Raw genomic sequence first — 16,752 nt, 5'->3', positions numbered from 1 at the left:
CGTGTTGCCTCTCTCGCAAACAGGAGGCAACGCAAAGGCTGAGGCTGACGTCCAGCCACCTATGCCGCTAGATTGGGCCGGGAACTGCGAGGAATGAGTCTGGAATGAGCGAATCCGAAGCCTTGCCGCGCCTGGACGGCGCCGTGGCCGTGATCACCGGGGCCAGTCGCGGCATCGGTGCCGCCACCGCCCGGTTGCTGGCGGCCCGGGGCGCCGCGGTGGCGCTGACGGCGCGGTCGGCCGAGGCGATCGACGGCATCGCCCGGGATCTGCGCGGGGCCGGCGGCCGGGCCGTGGCCATCGCCGGCGACATCGGCGATCTCGCCTGGGTCGAGGCGATGCTGCGCGAGGTGACGGAGACGCTGGGCACGCCGACCATCTTGGTCAACAACGCCGGCATGGTCGGCCCGATCGGCCATATCCTGGACTGCGATCCGGCGGAATGGGCGCGGAACGTCACCGTCAACCTGCTCGGCGCCTTCGCGGCGCTGCGGGCGGCGCTGCCGGGCATGGTGGCGCAGGGTGGAGGCACCGTCATCAATGTCAGCTCCGGCGCGGCCGAGAACGCCTATGAGGGCTGGAGCGCCTATTGCGCGGGGAAGGCCGGGCTGGCGATGCTGACCCGGTCGATCCATCTCGAATATGCCGGCCAGGGCATCCGCGCCTTCGGCTTCCGCCCCGGCACGGTCGACACCGAGATGCAGGGCGAGATCCGGACCTCCGGCATCAACCCGGTCAGCCGGATGCCGCGCGAGGCCCATGCCCCGCCGGAGCATCCGGCCCGGGTCATCGCCTGGCTGTGCGGGCCGCAGGCGGAGGATCTGGTCGGACGTGAGCTGACCATCCGCGCCCCCGAGCTGCGTGCCCGAGTGGGGCTGCCGTCATGAGCGCGGCCAAGGAGGCGGGATTCGCGCTCGACCCGCGGATCGCGGCGTCGACCCTGGCCTGGCAGGACTGGCCCCTGGCCCAGCTGCGGCTGATGAACGACCGGCGCTTCCCCTGGCTGCTGCTGGTGCCGCGCCGGGCCCAGGCGGTGGAGTGGCATGCCTTGGCGCCGGAGGACCAGGCGGCGCTGCACCAGGAGACCATGCTGGCGGCCTGCGCGCTGGCCGCCGCGTTCCCGGCGCACAAGATCAACATCGGCGCGCTCGGCAATGTCGTGCCGCAGCTGCATGTCCATGTCCTGGCGCGGCAGGCGGGCGACGCCGCCTGGCCCGGCCCGGTGTGGGGCGCCGGCACCGCCGAGCCCTATGCCCCGGGCGAGGCCGAGGCGCTGCTGGCGAAGATCGGTGCCGTCCTCGAAGAAACGACATGACCGCCCTGCGGTCCTGACCTTGCAAATCCCGGCGGGGTCGCGTATACGGCCCCCTCGTTTGATCGGAGCCCGCGGCCATGAAGACCGACATCCACCCCGAGTACCATGAAATCAACGTCGTGATGACCGACGGGACCGAGTTCAAGACTCGCAGCACCTACGGCAAGGCGGGTGACACCATCCGCCTCGACATCGACCCGAAGTCTCACCCGGCCTGGACCGGCGTGCAGAAGCTGGTCGATCGCGGTGGCCAGGTTGCGAAGTTCAACAAGCGCTTCGAGGCGTTTGGTCTGAAGAAGTCCTGATCGTCCGGCGCCCGCCAGCCGGGCGCCCGTCGACACTGGTTTCGAAAGCCGGCCCCGCGAGGAGGCCGGCTTTTCGTCGTTCAGCGCCGCAGCTTCTTGCGGTCGAGGACGGCCTCGTTGACGCAGTTGCGCAGCGCCCCGTTGCGCAGATAGGCCACCGCCGTCTCCGCCGACAGGCGGCGGGCGTCGGCCGCGCTCTCCGGGCTCGACCACGCCGCATGCGGGGTCAGGATCAGGCGCCCGCGCAGCCAGTCCGGCTGCTCGTGATAGGCGGCGATCAGCGGCGGCAGCGGCTGCGGCGGGGGTTCCTCCGGCAGCACGTCCAGCGCGGCGCCGGCGATCCGGCCGGCCTGCAGCGCGTCGTGCAGCGCGTCCAGGTCGACGATGGCGCCGCGGGCGGTGTTGATCAGCACCGCGTTCGGCCGCATCATCGACAGCGCCGCCTCGCCGAACAGCCTGTGCGTCTCCGGCGTCAGCGGCGCGTGGATCGAGACGGCGTCGCTGGCCGCGAGCAGGTCGGACAAGGTCTCGACCCGGGTGATGCCGAGCGCGATCTCCTGCCCCCGCGGGATGTAGGGGTCGTAGGCCAGGATCTCGAGCCCGAAGGCCTTGGCCCGCATCGCCGTCGCGGTGCCGATGCGGCCGAGGCCGACGATGCCCAGGGTGGTGCCGCGGATGCGCCGGGTCAGGTGCCCGGCCTCCAGCGTGTAGCCGCCGACGGGGTCGGCCTGCAGCGCCTGGTCATAGGCCGGGATGCCGCGCAGCAGGCCCAGCAGCAGGCCCATGGCGTGGTCGGCGACCTCGCTGGTGCCGTAGTCCGGAGTGTTCGCCACCGGGATGCCGGCCGCCCCGGCCGCCGCCAGATCGATGTGGTCGAAGCCGACCCCGGCGCGGACGATGATGCGGCAGCGTGTCAGCTTGTCGATCACCGATTGGTCGACCTTCAGCTCATGCCAGGTCAGCAGCGCGTCGCAGCGGGCATAGGCTTCGTCCGGGATCTTCCGGCGGTCGCGCTCGCGCCGGATCTCGAATTCGACATCGGCGCCGCCGACCTGCCGTTCGATCACGGCATCGTCGGCGAATTGCGCATCGGGCGTCAGGATGGTGAAGCGGGCAGCCATGCTAGACGGCCGGTCAGTGGTCGGCGCGATGCAGAATCGCATCGGCCAGCCCGGTGTCATAGGCCAGCCCATCAGCCGTGATCACGGCGGCGCCGGGGAAGCCGGACCGGATCAGCCCCTTGCGCTCCAGCGCCGCGAACACCGCGATGTTGTGCAGCCCGGTCATGTCCCGGCCCATCACCGTGGCGTCGCCGACATGGTAGTGGTCGCCATGCGGCGGCGGGAAGTTCGCCACCATCACCGCCCCATCCTCCTGCGGCGTGGCGAAACGGGGGGTGTGCGCCATCTGCTGGAGCACGGTCAGGGTCTTCAACTGCAGCGGGTTGAGACCGAGGGGGTTCTTCTTGGCGGACATGGGGGCCGTCGGTTGTGAAGGACAGGGGCGGGCAGGACCCGTCATCGAACCGTAGCAGTGCGCGCGGCCGCCCGCCACATCCCCGCCGATCGATCGAATTTGCGGAAAACCGTTGCGTCCCAAGTCATCATCCAATCACACTTCGATGCCAGCTCGAAACGAGCGGCGAGTCTTACTGTGGGGGGAGGGCACTCAGCATGACGATATCGACCGGTATTGCCGACGCAGGTGGTCGCCTCGTCAGTCGGAAAGAAGAGCGGCGGGTGATCTTTGCCTCGTCGCTCGGCACCGTCTTTGATTGGTACGATTTTTATCTATATGCGACGCTGGCGCCCTTCTTCGCGGCGCTGTTCTTCCCCAAAGGCAACGACACAGCGGCCCTGCTCGCCGCCTTCGCCACCTATGCCGCCGGCTTCCTGGTGCGGCCGTTCGGCGCCGTGGTCTTCGGCCATATCGGCGACATCGTCGGCCGCAAATACACCTTCCTGGTCACCATCCTGGTGATGGGCGCCTCGACCGTCCTGGTCGGCGTGCTGCCGACCTATGAGACGATCGGCACCTGGGCGCCGATCCTGCTGGTCGTGCTGCGGCTGCTACAGGGCCTGGCGCTGGGCGGCGAATATGGCGGCGCCGCGACCTATGTCGCCGAACATGCGCCGGCGAACGGCCGTGGCTATTCCACCAGCTGGATCCAGACCACCGCCACGATCGGCTTCTTTCTGTCGCTGCTGGTGATCGGCCTGTGCCGCTGGGGTTTCGACGCCCCGGCCTTCGCCGCCTGGGGCTGGCGCGTGCCGTTCCTGGTCTCCGTGGTCCTGCTGGTCTTCTCGCTCTACATCCGGTCGAGGCTGAACGAATCCCCGGTGTTCCAGCGGATGAAGGCGGAAGGCCGCGGCTCGGACCACCCGATCCGCGACAGCTTCTTCCGCTACCCCAACAACAAGCTCGTGCTGCTGGCCCTGCTCGGCGCCACGGCGGGGCAGGGGGTGATCTGGTACTGCGGCCAGTTCTACGCCCTGTTCTTCCTGTCGACGACGCTGAAGCTCGACTACATCTCGACCTACTCGCTGCTCGGCCTGGCGCTCCTGATCGGCACGCCGTTCTTCGTGTTCTTCGGCTGGCTGTCGGACCGCATCGGCCGGCTCAAGATCATCCTGGCCGGCTGCCTGTTGGGCGCGATCACCTATTTCCCGCTGTTCCAGGGGCTGACCCACTACGTCAACCCGGCGCTGGAAAGCTTCCAGGTCTCGACGCCGATCACGGTCACGGCCGATCCGGCGACCTGCGCCTTCCACCTGTTCCCGACCGGCAACACGGTCTACAGCGACTGCGATCGGGTGAAGGGTTACCTGACCGCCGCGGGCCTGTCCTTCACCTCGGCCAATGGGGCGGCGGGCAGCCCGGTGGCGACCAGGATCGGGACCACCGAGATCGCCGGCTGGAACCAGGACCAGTTCACGGCGGTGCTGGCGGAGGCGAAATACCCCAAGGCGGCGGACAAGAGCCAGGTCAACTACCCGATGACGTTGCTGATCCTGGTCATCATGATCCTCTACGTCACCATGGTGTACGGACCGATCGCGGCCTTCCTGGTCGAGCTGTTCCCGACCAGGATCCGCTACACTTCGATGTCGCTGCCCTACCACATCGGCAATGGCTGGTTCGGCGGCATGCTGCCGCTGCTGGCCACGGCCATGGTGGCGGCCACCGGCAACATCTATTACGGGCTGTGGTACCCGATCGTGGTGGCGGTGATCACGGTGGTGGTCGGCGCCCTGTTCCTACGCGACCGGACGACCATGAACATCACGGATTGATCGCTCAATCGGATTGACCGATCGACCGGTCAATGAAACGACGGCGGGGCCTCCGGGCTCCGCCGTTTTCCTTTGGGGATCAGGCGCCGCCCGGGGCGATGCCCTCGCGCATCAGCAGCCGGCGCAGCGGCGCGATCCGCTTCACCGCCTGCAGCGCCAGCGCGCGCAGGGCCAGGGCCGGCGCGGCATCGGTCAGCAGCGACCGGTTCAGCAGGTCGACCCCGGCAGTGCGGCTGGCGACGTCGCCGCGCCGCTTCGCCTCGTAGCGCGCCATCACCGCGGCGGCGCCGGGATCCATCCCGGCCTTCAGGGCCCAGGCCACCACCCCGGCCAGGGCCGCGGCGTCGCGGAAGCCGAGATTGAGCCCCTGGGCGCCGATCGGCGGCACCACATGCGCGGCCTCGCCGACCAGCGCCGCCCGCGGCGCCGCCAGCCGCCGCGCGGCCTGGCCGGACAGCGGAAACACCTGGCGCGGGCCGTCCAGCGTCACCGCGCCCAGGATCGGCCCGGCCCGCCGCCCGATCGCCTGGGCCAGGGCGTCGTCGTCCAGCGCCGCCAGCGCCGCGGCCTCGGCCGGCCGCGCCACCCAGACCAGGCTGGACCGCCGATCACCCAGCGGGACCAGGGTGAAAGGCCCGGCCTCGGTGTGGATCTCGGTCGAGATGTCGTCATGGCCGCGTTCGTGCCGCAGCACCGCCACCAGCGCCGACTGGTCGTAGCCCCAGCGCCGCAGCCCGATGCCGGCGGCCGTCCGCACCGGAGAGCCGCGGCCGTCGGCGCCGACCACCAGCCGGCCGCGCAGGGATGCCCCGCCCGCGGTGCGCACGGTCGCCCCGGTGCCGTCGATGCGGATCGACGCCGCCGGCTCCTCGACCCGGCGCAGACCCGGTGTCTCCGCCACCGCCCGGGCCAGGGCCGGCACCAGGTCGCGGTTGGCGATGTTGTGGCCGAAGGCGTCGAGGCCGATCTCGGCGGCGCGGAACAGCACCTCCGGCCCGCGGATCCGCCGGCCGCCATCGTCGATCAGCCGGATCGCCCGCAGCGGCGCGGCCTTGGCGCACAGGCCGGACCACAGCCCGGCCTTGTCGAGGATGGCGACCGACCCGGCCAGCAGGCCGGTGGTGCGGTGGTCCTCCGGCGCCGGCGGGGCGACCAGCACGGTCTCGGCGCCGGCCTCGGCCAACAGCAGCGCCGCCAGCAGCCCGGCCGGGCCGCCGCCGACCACGATCACGTCGGCGGGTTTCGCTTCGGTCTTGTCCCTGGGGGAAGCTCGGCGAGTCATGCGCGACGTCATAGCAGGCGGGAGGCGGTTGGCCACTGCGGCATCGGCCCCCGCAGCCGTGCGGGGGCCGCATGCAGTCGCGCCCCTGGCCTTGTGCCGCCCCATGGGCTAAAACCCGGGCCTCCCCAGACCGGTTTGTGACGGAGCGGCTTCGATGGCCTCCTACCAGTACGTCTTCGTGATGAAGGACATGACCAAGGCCTATCCGGGCGGAAAGGTCGTGCTGGAGAAGATCTGGCTGTCCTTCCTGCCGGGGGTGAAGATCGGCGTGCTGGGGCCGAACGGCTCGGGCAAGTCGACCCTGATGCGGATCATGGCCGGCATGGACAAGGAGTTCACCGGCGAGGCCTGGGTCGCCCAGGGCGCCACCGTCGGCCACCTCTCGCAGGAGCCGGAGCTGAACCCCGACAAGACCGTCGCCGAGAACGTGATGGAAGGCCTGGGCCCGATCAAGGGCCTGGTCGACCGCTTCAATGCCGTCAGCGAGGCAATGGGCGAGCCCGATGCCGATTTCGATGCGCTGATCGCCGAGCAGGCGGAGCTGCAGGAGAAGATCGACGCCGCCGACGCCTGGGACCTCGAGCGCACCGTCGAGATCGCCATGGACGCGCTGCGCTGCCCGCCGGGCGACAGCCCGGTGACCAACCTGTCCGGTGGCGAGCGCCGCCGCGTCGCCCTGGCCAAGCTGCTCCTCGCCAAGCCGGACCTGCTGCTGCTCGACGAGCCCACCAACCATCTCGACGCCGAATCCGTCGCCTGGCTCGAGCGCCATCTCGAGGACTACAAGGGCACGGTCGTCATGGTCACCCATGACCGCTACTTCCTCGACAACGTCACCAGCTGGATCCTTGAACTCGATCGCGGCCGCGGCATTCCCTACGAGGGCAACTACTCGGCCTATCTCGAGGCCAAGGAAAAGCGCCTGGCCCAGGAGTCCAAGGAGGAGTCGAGCCGGCAGAAGACCCTGGCCGAGGAGTTGGACTGGATCCGGCAGGGTGCCCGCGGCCGCCAGGCCAAGCAGAAGGCCCGTATCCATGCCTATGAGGATCTGCTGGCGCAGAGCCGCGACCAGGCGCCGGGCCAGGCCCAGATCCTGATCCCGACGCCGGAGCGGCTGGGCGACAACGTCATCGACACCCAGGCCCTGTCCAAGGGCTTCGGCGACCGGCTGCTGATCGACAATCTCAGCTTCCGCCTGCCGCGCGGCGGCATCGTCGGCGTCATCGGCCCGAACGGCGCCGGCAAGTCGACCCTGTTCAAGATGATCACCGGCCAGGAGACGCCGGATGGCGGCACCCTGCGCGTCGGCGAGACCGTGAAGCTCGGCTATGTCGACCAGAGCCGCGACGACCTGTCCCCGACCAAGACGGTGTGGGAGGAGATCTCCGGCGGGCTCGACGAGATCGACCTGGGCAAGCGCAAGATGCCCAGCCGGGCCTATGTCGGCGCCTTCAACTTCAAGGGCGGCGACCAGCAGAAGAAGGTCGGCCAGCTCTCGGGCGGTGAGCGCAACCGCGTCCACCTCGCCAAGATGCTGAAATCCGGCGCCAACGTCCTGCTGCTCGACGAACCGACCAACGACCTCGACGTCGAGACGCTGCGGGCGCTGGAGGAATCGCTGCTGACCTTCCCGGGCTGCGCCATCGTCATCAGCCACGATCGCTTCTTCCTCGACCGGCTGGCGACCCACATCCTGGCCTTCGAAGGCGACAGCCAGGTGGTGTGGTTCGAGGGCAACTACGAGGATTACGAGAAGGACCGCCATCGTCGCCTGGGCACCGAGGCGGACCAGCCGCACCGCATCAAGTACCGGCCGCTGACCCGCTGAGGCGGGGGCTGCGGGAGGGCTCGTAGGTTGGGTTCGCGGTTCGCGAACCCAACATCCGTGAACGCCGCGCCATGTCCATTGCGGACCCGTCGCCACGGCGCTATAGAGCCCGCGTCGGAAAAGGCAGACTTGGTTTGGTAAGCCCAAGTCCTTTCGGAAACGGAAGCTCTGGTCTCTCGCCTCGTGCAGGGGATCCCCACGACGAACATCGGACGCCGCCCGGCGTCCCCTTGTTCGTCCGTGTGGTTCTCGAACCGACGAACCGCTCCGGTCGATCGCTGACGAAGGAGTAGGTCCATGCACAGCCACCACCCCGCTCTCCATGACGTCGTGATCGCCGGCGCCGGCCCGGTCGGCCTGTTTCTCGCCTGCGAGTTGCGGCTCGCCGGCCTCTCGGTGCTGGTGCTGGAGCAGGCCGAGGATCCGCGCTCGCCCCTGAAGCGGCTGCCGTTCGGGTTGCGCGGCCTTTCGGCGCCGACCATCGAAGCCCTCTACCGCCGCGGGCTGCTGGACGACATCGCGGCGCCGCGACCCGCGAAAGAGGGGGCGGCCGGCCGCGGGTCAAATGCCCAGCATTGGATGCAGCAGGCGCGCCGCCCCGGCGGCCATTTCGCCGGCATCCAGTTCTACCTCGACAGCATCGACACCTCGAAATGGCCGTACCGCCTGCCCGGCCCGGCCGGCACCAACATGGCGGTCGAGACGGAGCACATCGAATCCGTCCTCGCCGCCCAGGCCCTCGCACTGGGTGTCGAGATCCGGCGCGGCCTCGGCGTCGACGGCTTCGATTCATCCGACGAAGAGGTGACCATTCGCGCCGGCGACGAGGTGGTCCGCGGGCGCTGGCTGGTCGGATGCGATGGCGGCCGCAGCATGGTGCGCAAGGCCGGTGGCTTCGCGTTCACCGGCACCGACCCCGAATTCACCGGCTACTCCGCCGAGGTCGAGCTGGCCGATCCGGACAAGCTCGATCCCGGCCGTCACTACACGTCGACGGGCATGTACACCTTCTCCCGGCCCGGGACGATCGCGATGGTCGATTTCGACGGCGGGGCGTCCCATCGCATCCAGCCGATCACGCCCGAGCATGTGCAGGCGGTCCTGCGCCGGGTCTCCGGCACCGACGTCACCGTGACGGCGCTGCGGCAGGCCGCCACCTGGACCGATCGCGCCTATCAGGCGGACCTGTACTGCAAGGGGCGGGTGCTGCTGGCCGGCGACGCCGCGCACATCCATTCCCCCCTGGGCGGCCAGGGGCTCAACCTCGGGCTGGGCGACGCCATGAACCTGGGGTGGAAGCTGGCGTCCACCATCCGTGGCGACGCGCCGGCCGGCCTGCTCGACAGCTATGGCAGCGAACGGCATCCGGTGGGGGCGCAGGTTCTCGACTGGTCGCGCGCCCAGGTCGCGCTGATGCGGCCGACCCGGAGCACCCGCGCGCTCGAAGCTATCATCCGCGATCTCATCGACACCCGCGACGGCGCGACCTACTTCGCCGAGCGCGTCTGGGGCGTGTCCCTCCGCTACGATCTCGGCGGCAGCCACCCACTGGTGGGCCGCAGCGTGCCCGACTTCGAGCTGGCCGACGGGACCCGGATCGGCGCTCTGCTCCGCGAAGGGAAAGGTCTGCTCCTGGACTTCGATTCCCGCGCCTCGCTCCAGGCGCTGGCGAGCCGCTGGAGCGGTCGGATCGCCTATATCGCCGGCGACGCCAAGGACCGGCTGGGCCTGAGCGCCGTGCTGGTGCGCCCCGACGGCTTTATAGCCTGGGCCAGCGAGGCCAACCCCGACGAGGGGGACGCCGCCGAGGCCGCATCACGCTGGTTCGGCCCGGGCGCCTGATCCCGACCGACGGCTGCGCCGTTCAGAGCTGCATCTCGGCCCGCAGCTCGCGCACGCCGCGGCCGAGGCGGCGACGCAGCAGGGTCCGCAAGGTCGCGGAATCGGCGTAGCCGACCTCGGTGGTGACCGCCTCGAGGTCCTGCCCGATCGAGATCAGGTGCTGCGCGCGCTCGACCCGCATGTCCTGGAAGAAGGCGAGGGGCGACTTCCCGATCACCGCCTCGGTGCGGCGCTGCAGGGTGCGGGGGCCGACGGCCAGCGCCTTCGCCGCCTCCTGCAGCGAGAAGCCCGCGGCCAGGTTGGCGCGCGCCCAGCGCTCGAAGCGCTCGACCAGCGGGTCTGCATGGGCCAGGTGGTTGGGGATGACGTACTGGGCCTGGGACGGCCGCCGGTCGACCAGCATGAAGCGCGCGACCACCGCCGCCATCTCGGGGCTGGCCTGCCGCATCAGCCACAGCGCCAGGTCCAGATGGCCCATCGCCGCCCCGGCGGTGACGATGCGGCCGGCGGGAACGATCATCCGCCCATCGTCCAGCCGCACGTCCGGATAGCGCTGGCGGAACAGCGGGGCGAGCGACCAGGTGGTCGTCGCCTCCAGCCCGGCCAGCAGCCCGGCTTCGGCCAGCAGGAAGGTGCCGATGCAGGCCGCCGCCACACCGATGCCGCCGGCCTGCCAGCGGCGAAGCTGCGCCATCGCGTCGAGCACGTCCGGCCGCCCCAGCGCCTCGACCAGCCGCTCCGGCTGCTTGGTGTTCAGCGCCGGCACCACCACCCAGTCGGGCTTGCGCACGGCGTCGGCCAGCTCGACGCTGGCCGTCAGGCCGAGTGCGGTGCGGATCTGCGGCCGCACCCCGACGAGGGCGATCTCGAACGGAGGGGTCGCGATGCCCTGGGCGGCCGCCAGCTCGTTCGCGGTCGAGAACATGTCCAGGAACACGGTCAGGCCGGTGTCGAAAACGCCGTCGAGGGCGAGAACCATCAGTCGCATGACGTGAATGACCTCAAGATTGTCATTTACGACAATAGTGCGACTGTGGGCCGGGATCTACGATCTTGAGCACTGCGGCCGTCCCACTCAGCCTCCTCGGCGCCTCGCTTTGAGCACGGCCGGGCGCCCGGCCGCGGCTTTTCGAAAAGGCACTCCATGACCATACGCACGCTTTCCGCCCGGGATGAGGCGGCCCTCGACCGGCCGATCTGGTCGGCATTGACCTCGAAGCACCGGTCGCTGGCCCTGGGCGGCGATCGGGCCCGTCGCTACCCCTCGGACATCGCACCGTTCGCCGCGGTGGCCGATGTCTCGCCCGAAGCGGTGTCCGACCTCCGGGCCCTGGCCGCGGACGGTCCGGTGGCGCTGCAGACCTTGACCTCCGTCGACGCGCTGGATGGGTTCGAGGTGAAGTCCAGACTGGTGCTGCGCCAGATGATCGCGCTGGGGGATAGTCCCGATGGGCCGGATGTCTCGCCGGTGTTGCTGGGCGAAAGCGACGTCCCGGCCATGCTCGAACTGACCGCCCTGACCAAGCCGGGGCCATTCTTCCCCCGGACCTATCAGCTCGGCCGCTACATCGGCATCCGCGACGGCGACCGGCTGGCGGCGATGGCCGGAGAGCGGATGCATCTCGACGGCTACACCGAGATCAGCGCGGTCTGCGTCCACCCGGACGATCGCGGGAAGGGCCACGCGCAGCTGCTGATGAAGAGCCTGATGCAGACGATTTCGGAGCGTGGGGAAACCCCGATCCTGCATGTCTTGGAGGGCAACCTGGGGGCGATCGCGCTCTATGAGCGGCTGGGCTTCGTCATCCGGACGACGCTTCACCTCGCCATCATGCAGCGCTCGGACATGGCGGGCTGAGGCTCCCGCTGGCAGCGCGACGCAAGGTCCGGATTTTCCTCTGGATCGAGGCGAAGGGAGGGGCTCTCCTGTCCGCCTGCGCCGAACCGGAGGACTGCGGGCATGGGTGATTTCACGACGGTCATCGCGCTGGCGGCCAAGCGCCGCGGCGGCATGGATGGGCTGGAGAGCGCGCTGGCCGAGACCCGGTCCCGGACCCCGGCGGAGATCGCCGCGACGCCGGATGACCGCATCCTGGCGGAGATGACCCGGCGCATCTTCAACGCTGGCTTCGCCTCCAAGGTGATCGCCGCCAAATGGGACGGCTTCGAGGCCGCGTTCGAGGGCTTCGATCCCCATCGCTGCGCCGCGCTGTCCGAGGAGCGGTTCGACGCGCTGCTGAAGGACACCCGTATCGTCCGGCACGGCGCCAAGATCCAGTCGGTCACCGCCAATGCCCAGTTCCTGCTGGACTTGGCGGCCGAACACGGCAGCGCCGCCCGGTTCCTGGCGGATTGGCCGGACGCCGACTATGTCGGCCTGCTGGAGGTCCTGAAGAAGCGCGGCAACCGCCTGGGCGGCGACACCGGCATGCGGTTCCTGCGCGGCATCGGCAAGCCGGCCTTCATCCCGACCGGCGACGTCGTGGCCGCGCTGATCCGCGAGGGCGTTCTGACCAAGGCGCCGGGCGGCAAGGGCGACTTCAAGGCCATGCAGCAGGCGTTCAACCGCTGGTCCGCGGAATCGGGGCGGGACCTCACCGCCATCAGTCGCATCCTGGCCATGAGCATCGGCGACATCGGGCACGGCCGCCGTTGAGGGTCACTCGGCCGAAACCGCCAGCCGCACCGCCGCGGCGGGCGGACGGCGCAGCATCAGCGACAGCGCCGCGCCCACTCCCAGCAGGGCGACATTGGCGCCCAGCGCCAGGGCGAAGGCCTGGGCATGCGCGGCCGCGTCGGGCCGGGGCCCGAGCGCGCCGTAGAACAGGCCGCCGATGATGGCGACGCCCAGCGCCGCCCCGATCTGCAGCACCGAGATCACGATGCCGGAGGCGAGGCCGGCCTGCCGCTCTGCCACCCCGCCGATCACCACCTTGATCGCCGAGGGCAGCACCACGCCGTAGCCGAGGCCGGCCAGGACCAGGCCCAAATCCAGCGCCGCCGGCGGCCAGGCCTCGGCGACGGCCAGGGCGACGGTGCCGAAGCCGAGGATCTGGGCGGCGAAGCCCAGGGTCAGCACCCGCGGGCCGAGCCGCCGCATCCCGGCCGGCGCGGCGAAGGAGCTGGCGAAGACCGCGCCCAGGAAGGGCAGGATGGCAATCGCGGCCGCCAGCGTGCCCCGGTGCAGCCCGCCCTGCTGGTAGACGGAGAAGGTGAGGTAGAAGGAGGACAGCATGTAGAAGCTCAAGGCAGCGGCCAGCCCGACCACGAAGTCGCGGCCGCGGAACAGGGCGAGGTCCACCAGCGGCGCCCCGCCGCGTGCGGCCAGGCGCTGTTCGAACCGGATGAAGCCGGCCAGCGCCAGCGGGGCCGCGGCCAGCAGGGCGAAGCACCAGGCGGGCCAGCCGGCCTGGCGGCCCTCGACCAGCGGATAGACCAACAGGGCGAGGGTCAGCGACAGCAGCGCCACCCCGCCGAGATCGAGCCGCGGCGCCGTCGCCGCCCGGGATTCCGCCAGGAACAGCCGGCTGCCGGCCAGCCCGGCGAGGCCGATCGGCAGGTTGACCAGGAAGATTGCCGGCCAGCCCAGCCCGAAGGGGTGCAGGGCGATCAGCACCCCGCCCAGCACCTGGCCGATGATGAAGGCGAGGCTGAAGGTGGCGCCGTACAGCCCCAGCGCCAACCCCTGTTCCGCGGCCGGGAACATCACCCGGATCGAGGCCAGCACCTGCGGCGCCATGGCGGTGGCGGCGACGCCCTGCAGGATGCGGCCGGCGATCAGGGCGGTCGGCGACCAGGCGGCGGCGCAGAGCAGCGAGGCCAGGGTGAAGCCGGCGATGCCGAGGGTGAACAGCCGGCGGCGCCCGAACAGGTCGCCCAGCCGCCCGCCGGTGATCAGGAACACGGCATAGGTGGCGGCATAGGCCGAGATCACGAACTGGACCTCGCCGGGGCTGGCCCGCAGATCCGCCTGGATCGAGGGCAGCGCCAGGTTGACGATGCTGAAGTCCAGCGGCGGCAGCAGGGCCCCGACCAGCAGCACCGCCAGGGCCGGCCAGCGTCGCGGATCGGGGGTGGGGTCGGGTGCCATCGGTGGTCCTCGGTCGTGGCTGCATCGGCGCGTGACCTCAAGTTGGGCGCGGCTTGATTATTTTGAAATCGTATGGCTGGATATTTCATAGATATCGAATTGCTATGGTGTGGCCATGAAGACGCTGGACATCGAGGCGGTGCAGGCCTTCGTCGCGGTGGCCGAGCTGCGCAGCTTCACCCGCGCGGCGGAGGCGCTGGAGACCTCGCAGGCGGCGGTCAGCCTGAAGCTGAAGCGGCTGGAGGACCGACTGGGACGGCGCCTGCTGGAGCGCACGCCGCGGATGGTGCGGCTGTCGGCCCAGGGCGCCGCCTTCCTGGGCGCGGCGCGGGCGCTGCTGTCGGCCCATGACCAGGCCCTGGCCGACCTGTCGGAGGCGCCGGCCCGCCTGGCGCTGGGCATCGGCGACCACGTCGCCGGGCCCGACCTGCCGGTGCTGCTGGCCCAGCTGGCCGGCCACGACCCGGCGCTGACCATCGAGGTGCGGATCGGCGCGTCGCGCGAGCTGCTGGATGCCTTCGACCGGGGCGAGATCGATGCCGCCATCATCCGCCAGCTGCCGGACCGGCGCGACGGCGAGTTCCTGACGGCTGACCCGGTCGCCTGGTTCGCATCGCCCAACTGGGCGCATCACGACACCCGGCCCCTGCGCCTGGCCTCGCTGGCCGCGCCCTGCAGCATCCGCGCCAATGCCATCAAGGCGCTGGACGCCGCCGGCATCGCCTGGAGGGAGGTCTTCGTCGGCGGCGGCATCGTCGGCGTCGGCGCCGCGGTGACGGCCGGGCTGGCGGTGGCGGCGCTGGCCCGCCGGGTGGCGCCGGTCGGCGCGGTCGATGTCGGCGACCGGCTGGGCCTGCCGCCGCTGCCGCCCGCCGAGGCCGTGCTGCACGCCAATGTCACCGACCCGCGCAGCCGCGCCGCGCTGCGGGTGCTGGCTGCGACATTGCGCGGCGTCTCGACGCGTCGCAACGAGGCAGCCTGACCGCGGCGAACGTGCTTGACTTGCCGCCGACTGCCGATGCCTTCGCTCTGGAGCTTCCATGACGCCGATCTATGTGACCTATCTCAACGGCCTCGACATCGACGCGCTGGCCATCACCGACGACGAGATCCTGCAGGCGATCGAGACCAGCCTGGCGGCGCAGGGCCGCGGCGAGACGGTGATCGAGCCGCGCATGCACCTGAAGCCCGACCCGGCGGTGAACGGGCACTTCAACGTCCTGCGCGGCGCCATCGGCGCGCCGATCAACGCCGCCGGGGTCAAGGTGGTCGGCGACTATGTCGACAACTACAAGCGCGGCCTGCCGTCCGAGATGGCGATCCTGAACCTGTTCGATCCCGCGACCGGCATGCCGAAGGCGATCCTGGACGCCACCGCGATCACCGACATGCGCACCGGCGCGGTCACCGCGATCGGCGCCAAATACCTGGCACGCAAGGACAGCCGTGTGCTCGGCCATATCGGCGCGCGCGGCACCGCCTATTGGAACGTCCGGCTGCTCGACAAGCTGTTCGACTTCGACGAGATCCGCGTCCATTCCCGCCGGCCGGAAAGCCGCGACAGCTTCGCCGAGCGACTGACCCAGGACCTCGGCAAGCCGGTGCGGGCGATGACCGACTGGGAATCGACGGTGCGCGGCGCCGACATCGTGGTCGAGGCCTCGCGGCTGCTGCAGCCCGAACCGCTCTTGAAGACCGGCTGGATCAAGCCGGGCGCGCTGGTGGTGCCCTATGGCACGATGAGCGCGGTCGAGCTGTCGCTGACCGACATCATGGCCAAGATGGTGGTCGACGACTGGGGCCAGTGCCGCGGCGGCCAGTTCGGCTCGCTGCGCGCCCATGTCGAGGCCGGCAAGCTGTCCGAGGCGACGCTGCACGCCGAGCTGGGGCAGGTCGTCGCCGGGCTGAAGCCGGGCCGGCAGAGCGACGACGAGACCATCCTGTTCTGGCACCGCGGCCTCAGCCTCAGCGACATCGCCCTCGGCCACGCCATGCTGGAGAAGGCGAAGCGGCTGGAGATCGGCCAGCGGCTGCGGTTCGCCTGACCATGACGGATCCCGTTCGCCTCGGCGCCGCGCCGATGACCACGGCCGATATCCGGCGCATCGCCCGGGACGACGCGACTGTGCTGCTGGACGAGGCCGCCCTGCAGCGGGTCGAGGCCGGGCATCGCGCCCTGGAGGCCCTGGCGGCCGGCGGCGCGGCGATCTACGGCGTCAGCACCGGGCTCGGCGCCGCCGTCGACACCCGGATCGAGCCCGACGCCGCGGTGGTGCAGCGGCGCATCCCGCCCGGCCGCGCCGTCGGGGTCGGACGGCTGGCGGAGCGGGACGAGGTGCGGGCCATCATCGCCGCCCGGCTGGCGGGGCTGTGCGCCGGCCGCTCCGGCGCCTGCCGCGCCGTCACCGAGGCGCTGGCGGCGCTGCTGAACCACGGCGTGCATCCCGTCGTGCCGATGACCGGGTCGGTCGGCGAATCCGACCTGCCGCCGCTGGCCCATATCGCGCTGACGCTGCTGGGCCAGGGCGAGGCGGAGCACCGGGGCCAGCGCCTGCCGGCCGCCGAGGCGCTGGCCCGCGCCGGCATCGCCCCGCCGGTGTTCGGCCTCAAGGACGGGCTGGCCCTGGTCTCGGCCAACGCGGCCTCGGCCGGCATCGGCGCGCTGGTGGTCGAGGATGCGGCGCAGGCGCTGCGGGCGATGCTGGCGGCCACGGCCCTGTCCTTCGAAGGCTACCGCGCCGGCCCGGCGCCGCTGGACCCGCGGGCCGCGGCGCTGCGCCCGGCGCCGGGGCAGGGC

16 protein-coding genes are annotated in these 16,752 nt (G+C 70.8%); 11 read left to right on the top strand and 5 right to left on the bottom strand.

Annotation, left to right across the window (positions count from 1 at the left end):
- Positions 1-104 precede the first annotated feature (104 nt).
- The 3 genes from AB4112_RS23690 (at position 105) to rpmE (ending at position 1,620) form a co-directional block, all read left to right on the top strand.
- Positions 105-887 carry an SDR family NAD(P)-dependent oxidoreductase gene (locus AB4112_RS23690; RefSeq protein ID WP_441723396.1) on the top strand — a complete coding sequence of 261 codons (783 nt, stop codon included), beginning with the start codon at positions 105-107 and terminating at the stop codon, positions 885-887.
- A complete protein-coding gene (locus AB4112_RS23685; RefSeq protein WP_309792267.1) occupies positions 884-1,315 on the top strand; it encodes an HIT family protein in 432 nt (143 codons plus the stop codon). The genes AB4112_RS23690 and AB4112_RS23685 overlap by 4 nt, the downstream gene beginning before the upstream one ends.
- Before the next feature lie 77 nt (positions 1,316-1,392).
- Positions 1,393-1,620 (top strand): 50S ribosomal protein L31, encoded by a 228-nt coding sequence (gene rpmE, locus AB4112_RS23680; protein ID WP_309792266.1) that lies wholly within the window; start codon positions 1,393-1,395, stop codon positions 1,618-1,620.
- Positions 1,621-1,700: 80 nt separating this feature from the next.
- Here rpmE and AB4112_RS23675 read toward each other — a convergent pair whose 3' ends face one another.
- Both AB4112_RS23675 and AB4112_RS23670 read right to left on the bottom strand, forming a co-directional pair.
- Positions 1,701-2,741 carry a C-terminal binding protein gene (locus AB4112_RS23675; RefSeq protein WP_441723393.1) on the bottom strand — a complete coding sequence of 347 codons (1,041 nt, stop codon included), beginning with the start codon at positions 2,739-2,741 and terminating at the stop codon, positions 1,701-1,703.
- A gap of 13 nt (positions 2,742-2,754) precedes the next feature.
- Complete coding sequence (locus AB4112_RS23670; RefSeq protein WP_441723391.1) at positions 2,755-3,096, bottom strand: hypothetical protein; 342 nt, start codon at positions 3,094-3,096, stop codon at positions 2,755-2,757.
- A 263-nt stretch (positions 3,097-3,359) separates the two neighbouring features.
- Here AB4112_RS23670 and AB4112_RS23665 point away from each other — a divergent pair, with 263 nt between their 5' ends.
- Entirely contained in the window at positions 3,360-4,913 is a 1,554-nt protein-coding gene (locus AB4112_RS23665; protein ID WP_441723389.1) for an MFS transporter, read from the top strand.
- A gap of 79 nt (positions 4,914-4,992) precedes the next feature.
- Here the strand turns inward: AB4112_RS23665 and AB4112_RS23660 are convergent, their stop codons facing one another.
- The gene (locus tag AB4112_RS23660) at positions 4,993-6,195 is read right to left on the bottom strand and encodes a UbiH/UbiF family hydroxylase (protein ID WP_441723387.1); all 1,203 of its coding nucleotides are present in this window, start codon (positions 6,193-6,195) and stop codon (positions 4,993-4,995) included.
- Positions 6,196-6,349: 154 nt separating this feature from the next.
- Between AB4112_RS23660 and ettA the strand changes: the two genes are divergently transcribed.
- Entirely contained in the window at positions 6,350-8,023 is a 1,674-nt protein-coding gene (gene ettA, locus AB4112_RS23655) for an energy-dependent translational throttle protein EttA (protein ID WP_441723385.1), read from the top strand.
- A 297-nt stretch (positions 8,024-8,320) separates the two neighbouring features.
- A complete protein-coding gene (locus AB4112_RS23650) occupies positions 8,321-9,865 on the top strand; it encodes an FAD-dependent monooxygenase (RefSeq protein ID WP_441723383.1) in 1,545 nt (514 codons plus the stop codon).
- Between the two features lie 22 nt (positions 9,866-9,887).
- On the opposite strand, the gene AB4112_RS23645 is transcribed toward AB4112_RS23650, so the two are convergent.
- Positions 9,888-10,853, bottom strand: coding sequence for a GlxA family transcriptional regulator (locus AB4112_RS23645; RefSeq protein WP_441723381.1), 966 nt, complete (start codon positions 10,851-10,853; stop codon positions 9,888-9,890).
- A gap of 156 nt (positions 10,854-11,009) precedes the next feature.
- Between AB4112_RS23645 and AB4112_RS23640 the strand changes: the two genes are divergently transcribed.
- Both AB4112_RS23640 and AB4112_RS23635 read left to right on the top strand, forming a co-directional pair.
- Positions 11,010-11,723 (top strand): GNAT family N-acetyltransferase, encoded by a 714-nt coding sequence (locus AB4112_RS23640; RefSeq protein WP_309792254.1) that lies wholly within the window; start codon positions 11,010-11,012, stop codon positions 11,721-11,723.
- A 102-nt stretch (positions 11,724-11,825) separates the two neighbouring features.
- Positions 11,826-12,521 carry a DNA-3-methyladenine glycosylase I gene (locus tag AB4112_RS23635; RefSeq protein WP_441723379.1) on the top strand — a complete coding sequence of 232 codons (696 nt, stop codon included), beginning with the start codon at positions 11,826-11,828 and terminating at the stop codon, positions 12,519-12,521.
- A gap of 3 nt (positions 12,522-12,524) precedes the next feature.
- On the opposite strand, the gene AB4112_RS23630 is transcribed toward AB4112_RS23635, so the two are convergent.
- Positions 12,525-13,955 carry an MFS transporter gene (locus AB4112_RS23630; protein WP_441723377.1) on the bottom strand — a complete coding sequence of 477 codons (1,431 nt, stop codon included), beginning with the start codon at positions 13,953-13,955 and terminating at the stop codon, positions 12,525-12,527.
- A 115-nt stretch (positions 13,956-14,070) separates the two neighbouring features.
- Here AB4112_RS23630 and AB4112_RS23625 point away from each other — a divergent pair, with 115 nt between their 5' ends.
- The 3 genes from AB4112_RS23625 to AB4112_RS23615 all read left to right on the top strand — a co-directional run.
- Positions 14,071-14,937, top strand: coding sequence for a LysR family transcriptional regulator (locus AB4112_RS23625; protein WP_309792251.1), 867 nt, complete (start codon positions 14,071-14,073; stop codon positions 14,935-14,937).
- A 58-nt stretch (positions 14,938-14,995) separates the two neighbouring features.
- Positions 14,996-16,000 carry an ornithine cyclodeaminase family protein gene (locus tag AB4112_RS23620; protein WP_441723375.1) on the top strand — a complete coding sequence of 335 codons (1,005 nt, stop codon included), beginning with the start codon at positions 14,996-14,998 and terminating at the stop codon, positions 15,998-16,000.
- Between the two features lie 2 nt (positions 16,001-16,002).
- The coding region (locus tag AB4112_RS23615) for an aromatic amino acid lyase (RefSeq protein ID WP_441723373.1) at positions 16,003-16,752 on the top strand (750 nt) is incomplete at its 3' end.

Origin of the sequence: Inquilinus sp. 2KB_23 (genome assembly GCF_052115705.1) — a bacterium.
Taxonomy (GTDB): domain Bacteria; phylum Pseudomonadota; class Alphaproteobacteria; order DSM-16000; family Inquilinaceae; genus Inquilinus; species Inquilinus ginsengisoli_A.
This window is presented reverse-complemented; position numbering and strand designations above follow the sequence as displayed.

Bases quoted from the DNA above. Each gene is read 5' to 3' on its own strand.
- AB4112_RS23690 (WP_441723396.1), top strand. From the start codon at position 105: ATGAGCGAATCCGAAGCCTTGCCGCGCCTGGACGGCGCCGTGGCCGTG.
- AB4112_RS23685 (WP_309792267.1), top strand. From the start codon at position 884: ATGAGCGCGGCCAAGGAGGCGGGATTCGCGCTCGACCCGCGGATCGCG.
- rpmE (WP_309792266.1), top strand. From the start codon at position 1,393: ATGAAGACCGACATCCACCCCGAGTACCATGAAATCAACGTCGTGATG.
- AB4112_RS23675 (WP_441723393.1), bottom strand. From the start codon at position 2,741: ATGGCTGCCCGCTTCACCATCCTGACGCCCGATGCGCAATTCGCCGAC.
- AB4112_RS23670 (WP_441723391.1), bottom strand. From the start codon at position 3,096: ATGTCCGCCAAGAAGAACCCCCTCGGTCTCAACCCGCTGCAGTTGAAG.
- AB4112_RS23660 (WP_441723387.1), bottom strand. From the start codon at position 6,195: ATGACTCGCCGAGCTTCCCCCAGGGACAAGACCGAAGCGAAACCCGCC.
- ettA (WP_441723385.1), top strand. From the start codon at position 6,350: ATGGCCTCCTACCAGTACGTCTTCGTGATGAAGGACATGACCAAGGCC.
- AB4112_RS23650 (WP_441723383.1), top strand. From the start codon at position 8,321: ATGCACAGCCACCACCCCGCTCTCCATGACGTCGTGATCGCCGGCGCC.
- AB4112_RS23645 (WP_441723381.1), bottom strand. From the start codon at position 10,853: ATGCGACTGATGGTTCTCGCCCTCGACGGCGTTTTCGACACCGGCCTG.
- AB4112_RS23640 (WP_309792254.1), top strand. From the start codon at position 11,010: ATGACCATACGCACGCTTTCCGCCCGGGATGAGGCGGCCCTCGACCGG.
- AB4112_RS23635 (WP_441723379.1), top strand. From the start codon at position 11,826: ATGGGTGATTTCACGACGGTCATCGCGCTGGCGGCCAAGCGCCGCGGC.
- AB4112_RS23630 (WP_441723377.1), bottom strand. From the start codon at position 13,955: ATGGCACCCGACCCCACCCCCGATCCGCGACGCTGGCCGGCCCTGGCG.
- AB4112_RS23625 (WP_309792251.1), top strand. From the start codon at position 14,071: ATGAAGACGCTGGACATCGAGGCGGTGCAGGCCTTCGTCGCGGTGGCC.
- AB4112_RS23620 (WP_441723375.1), top strand. From the start codon at position 14,996: ATGACGCCGATCTATGTGACCTATCTCAACGGCCTCGACATCGACGCG.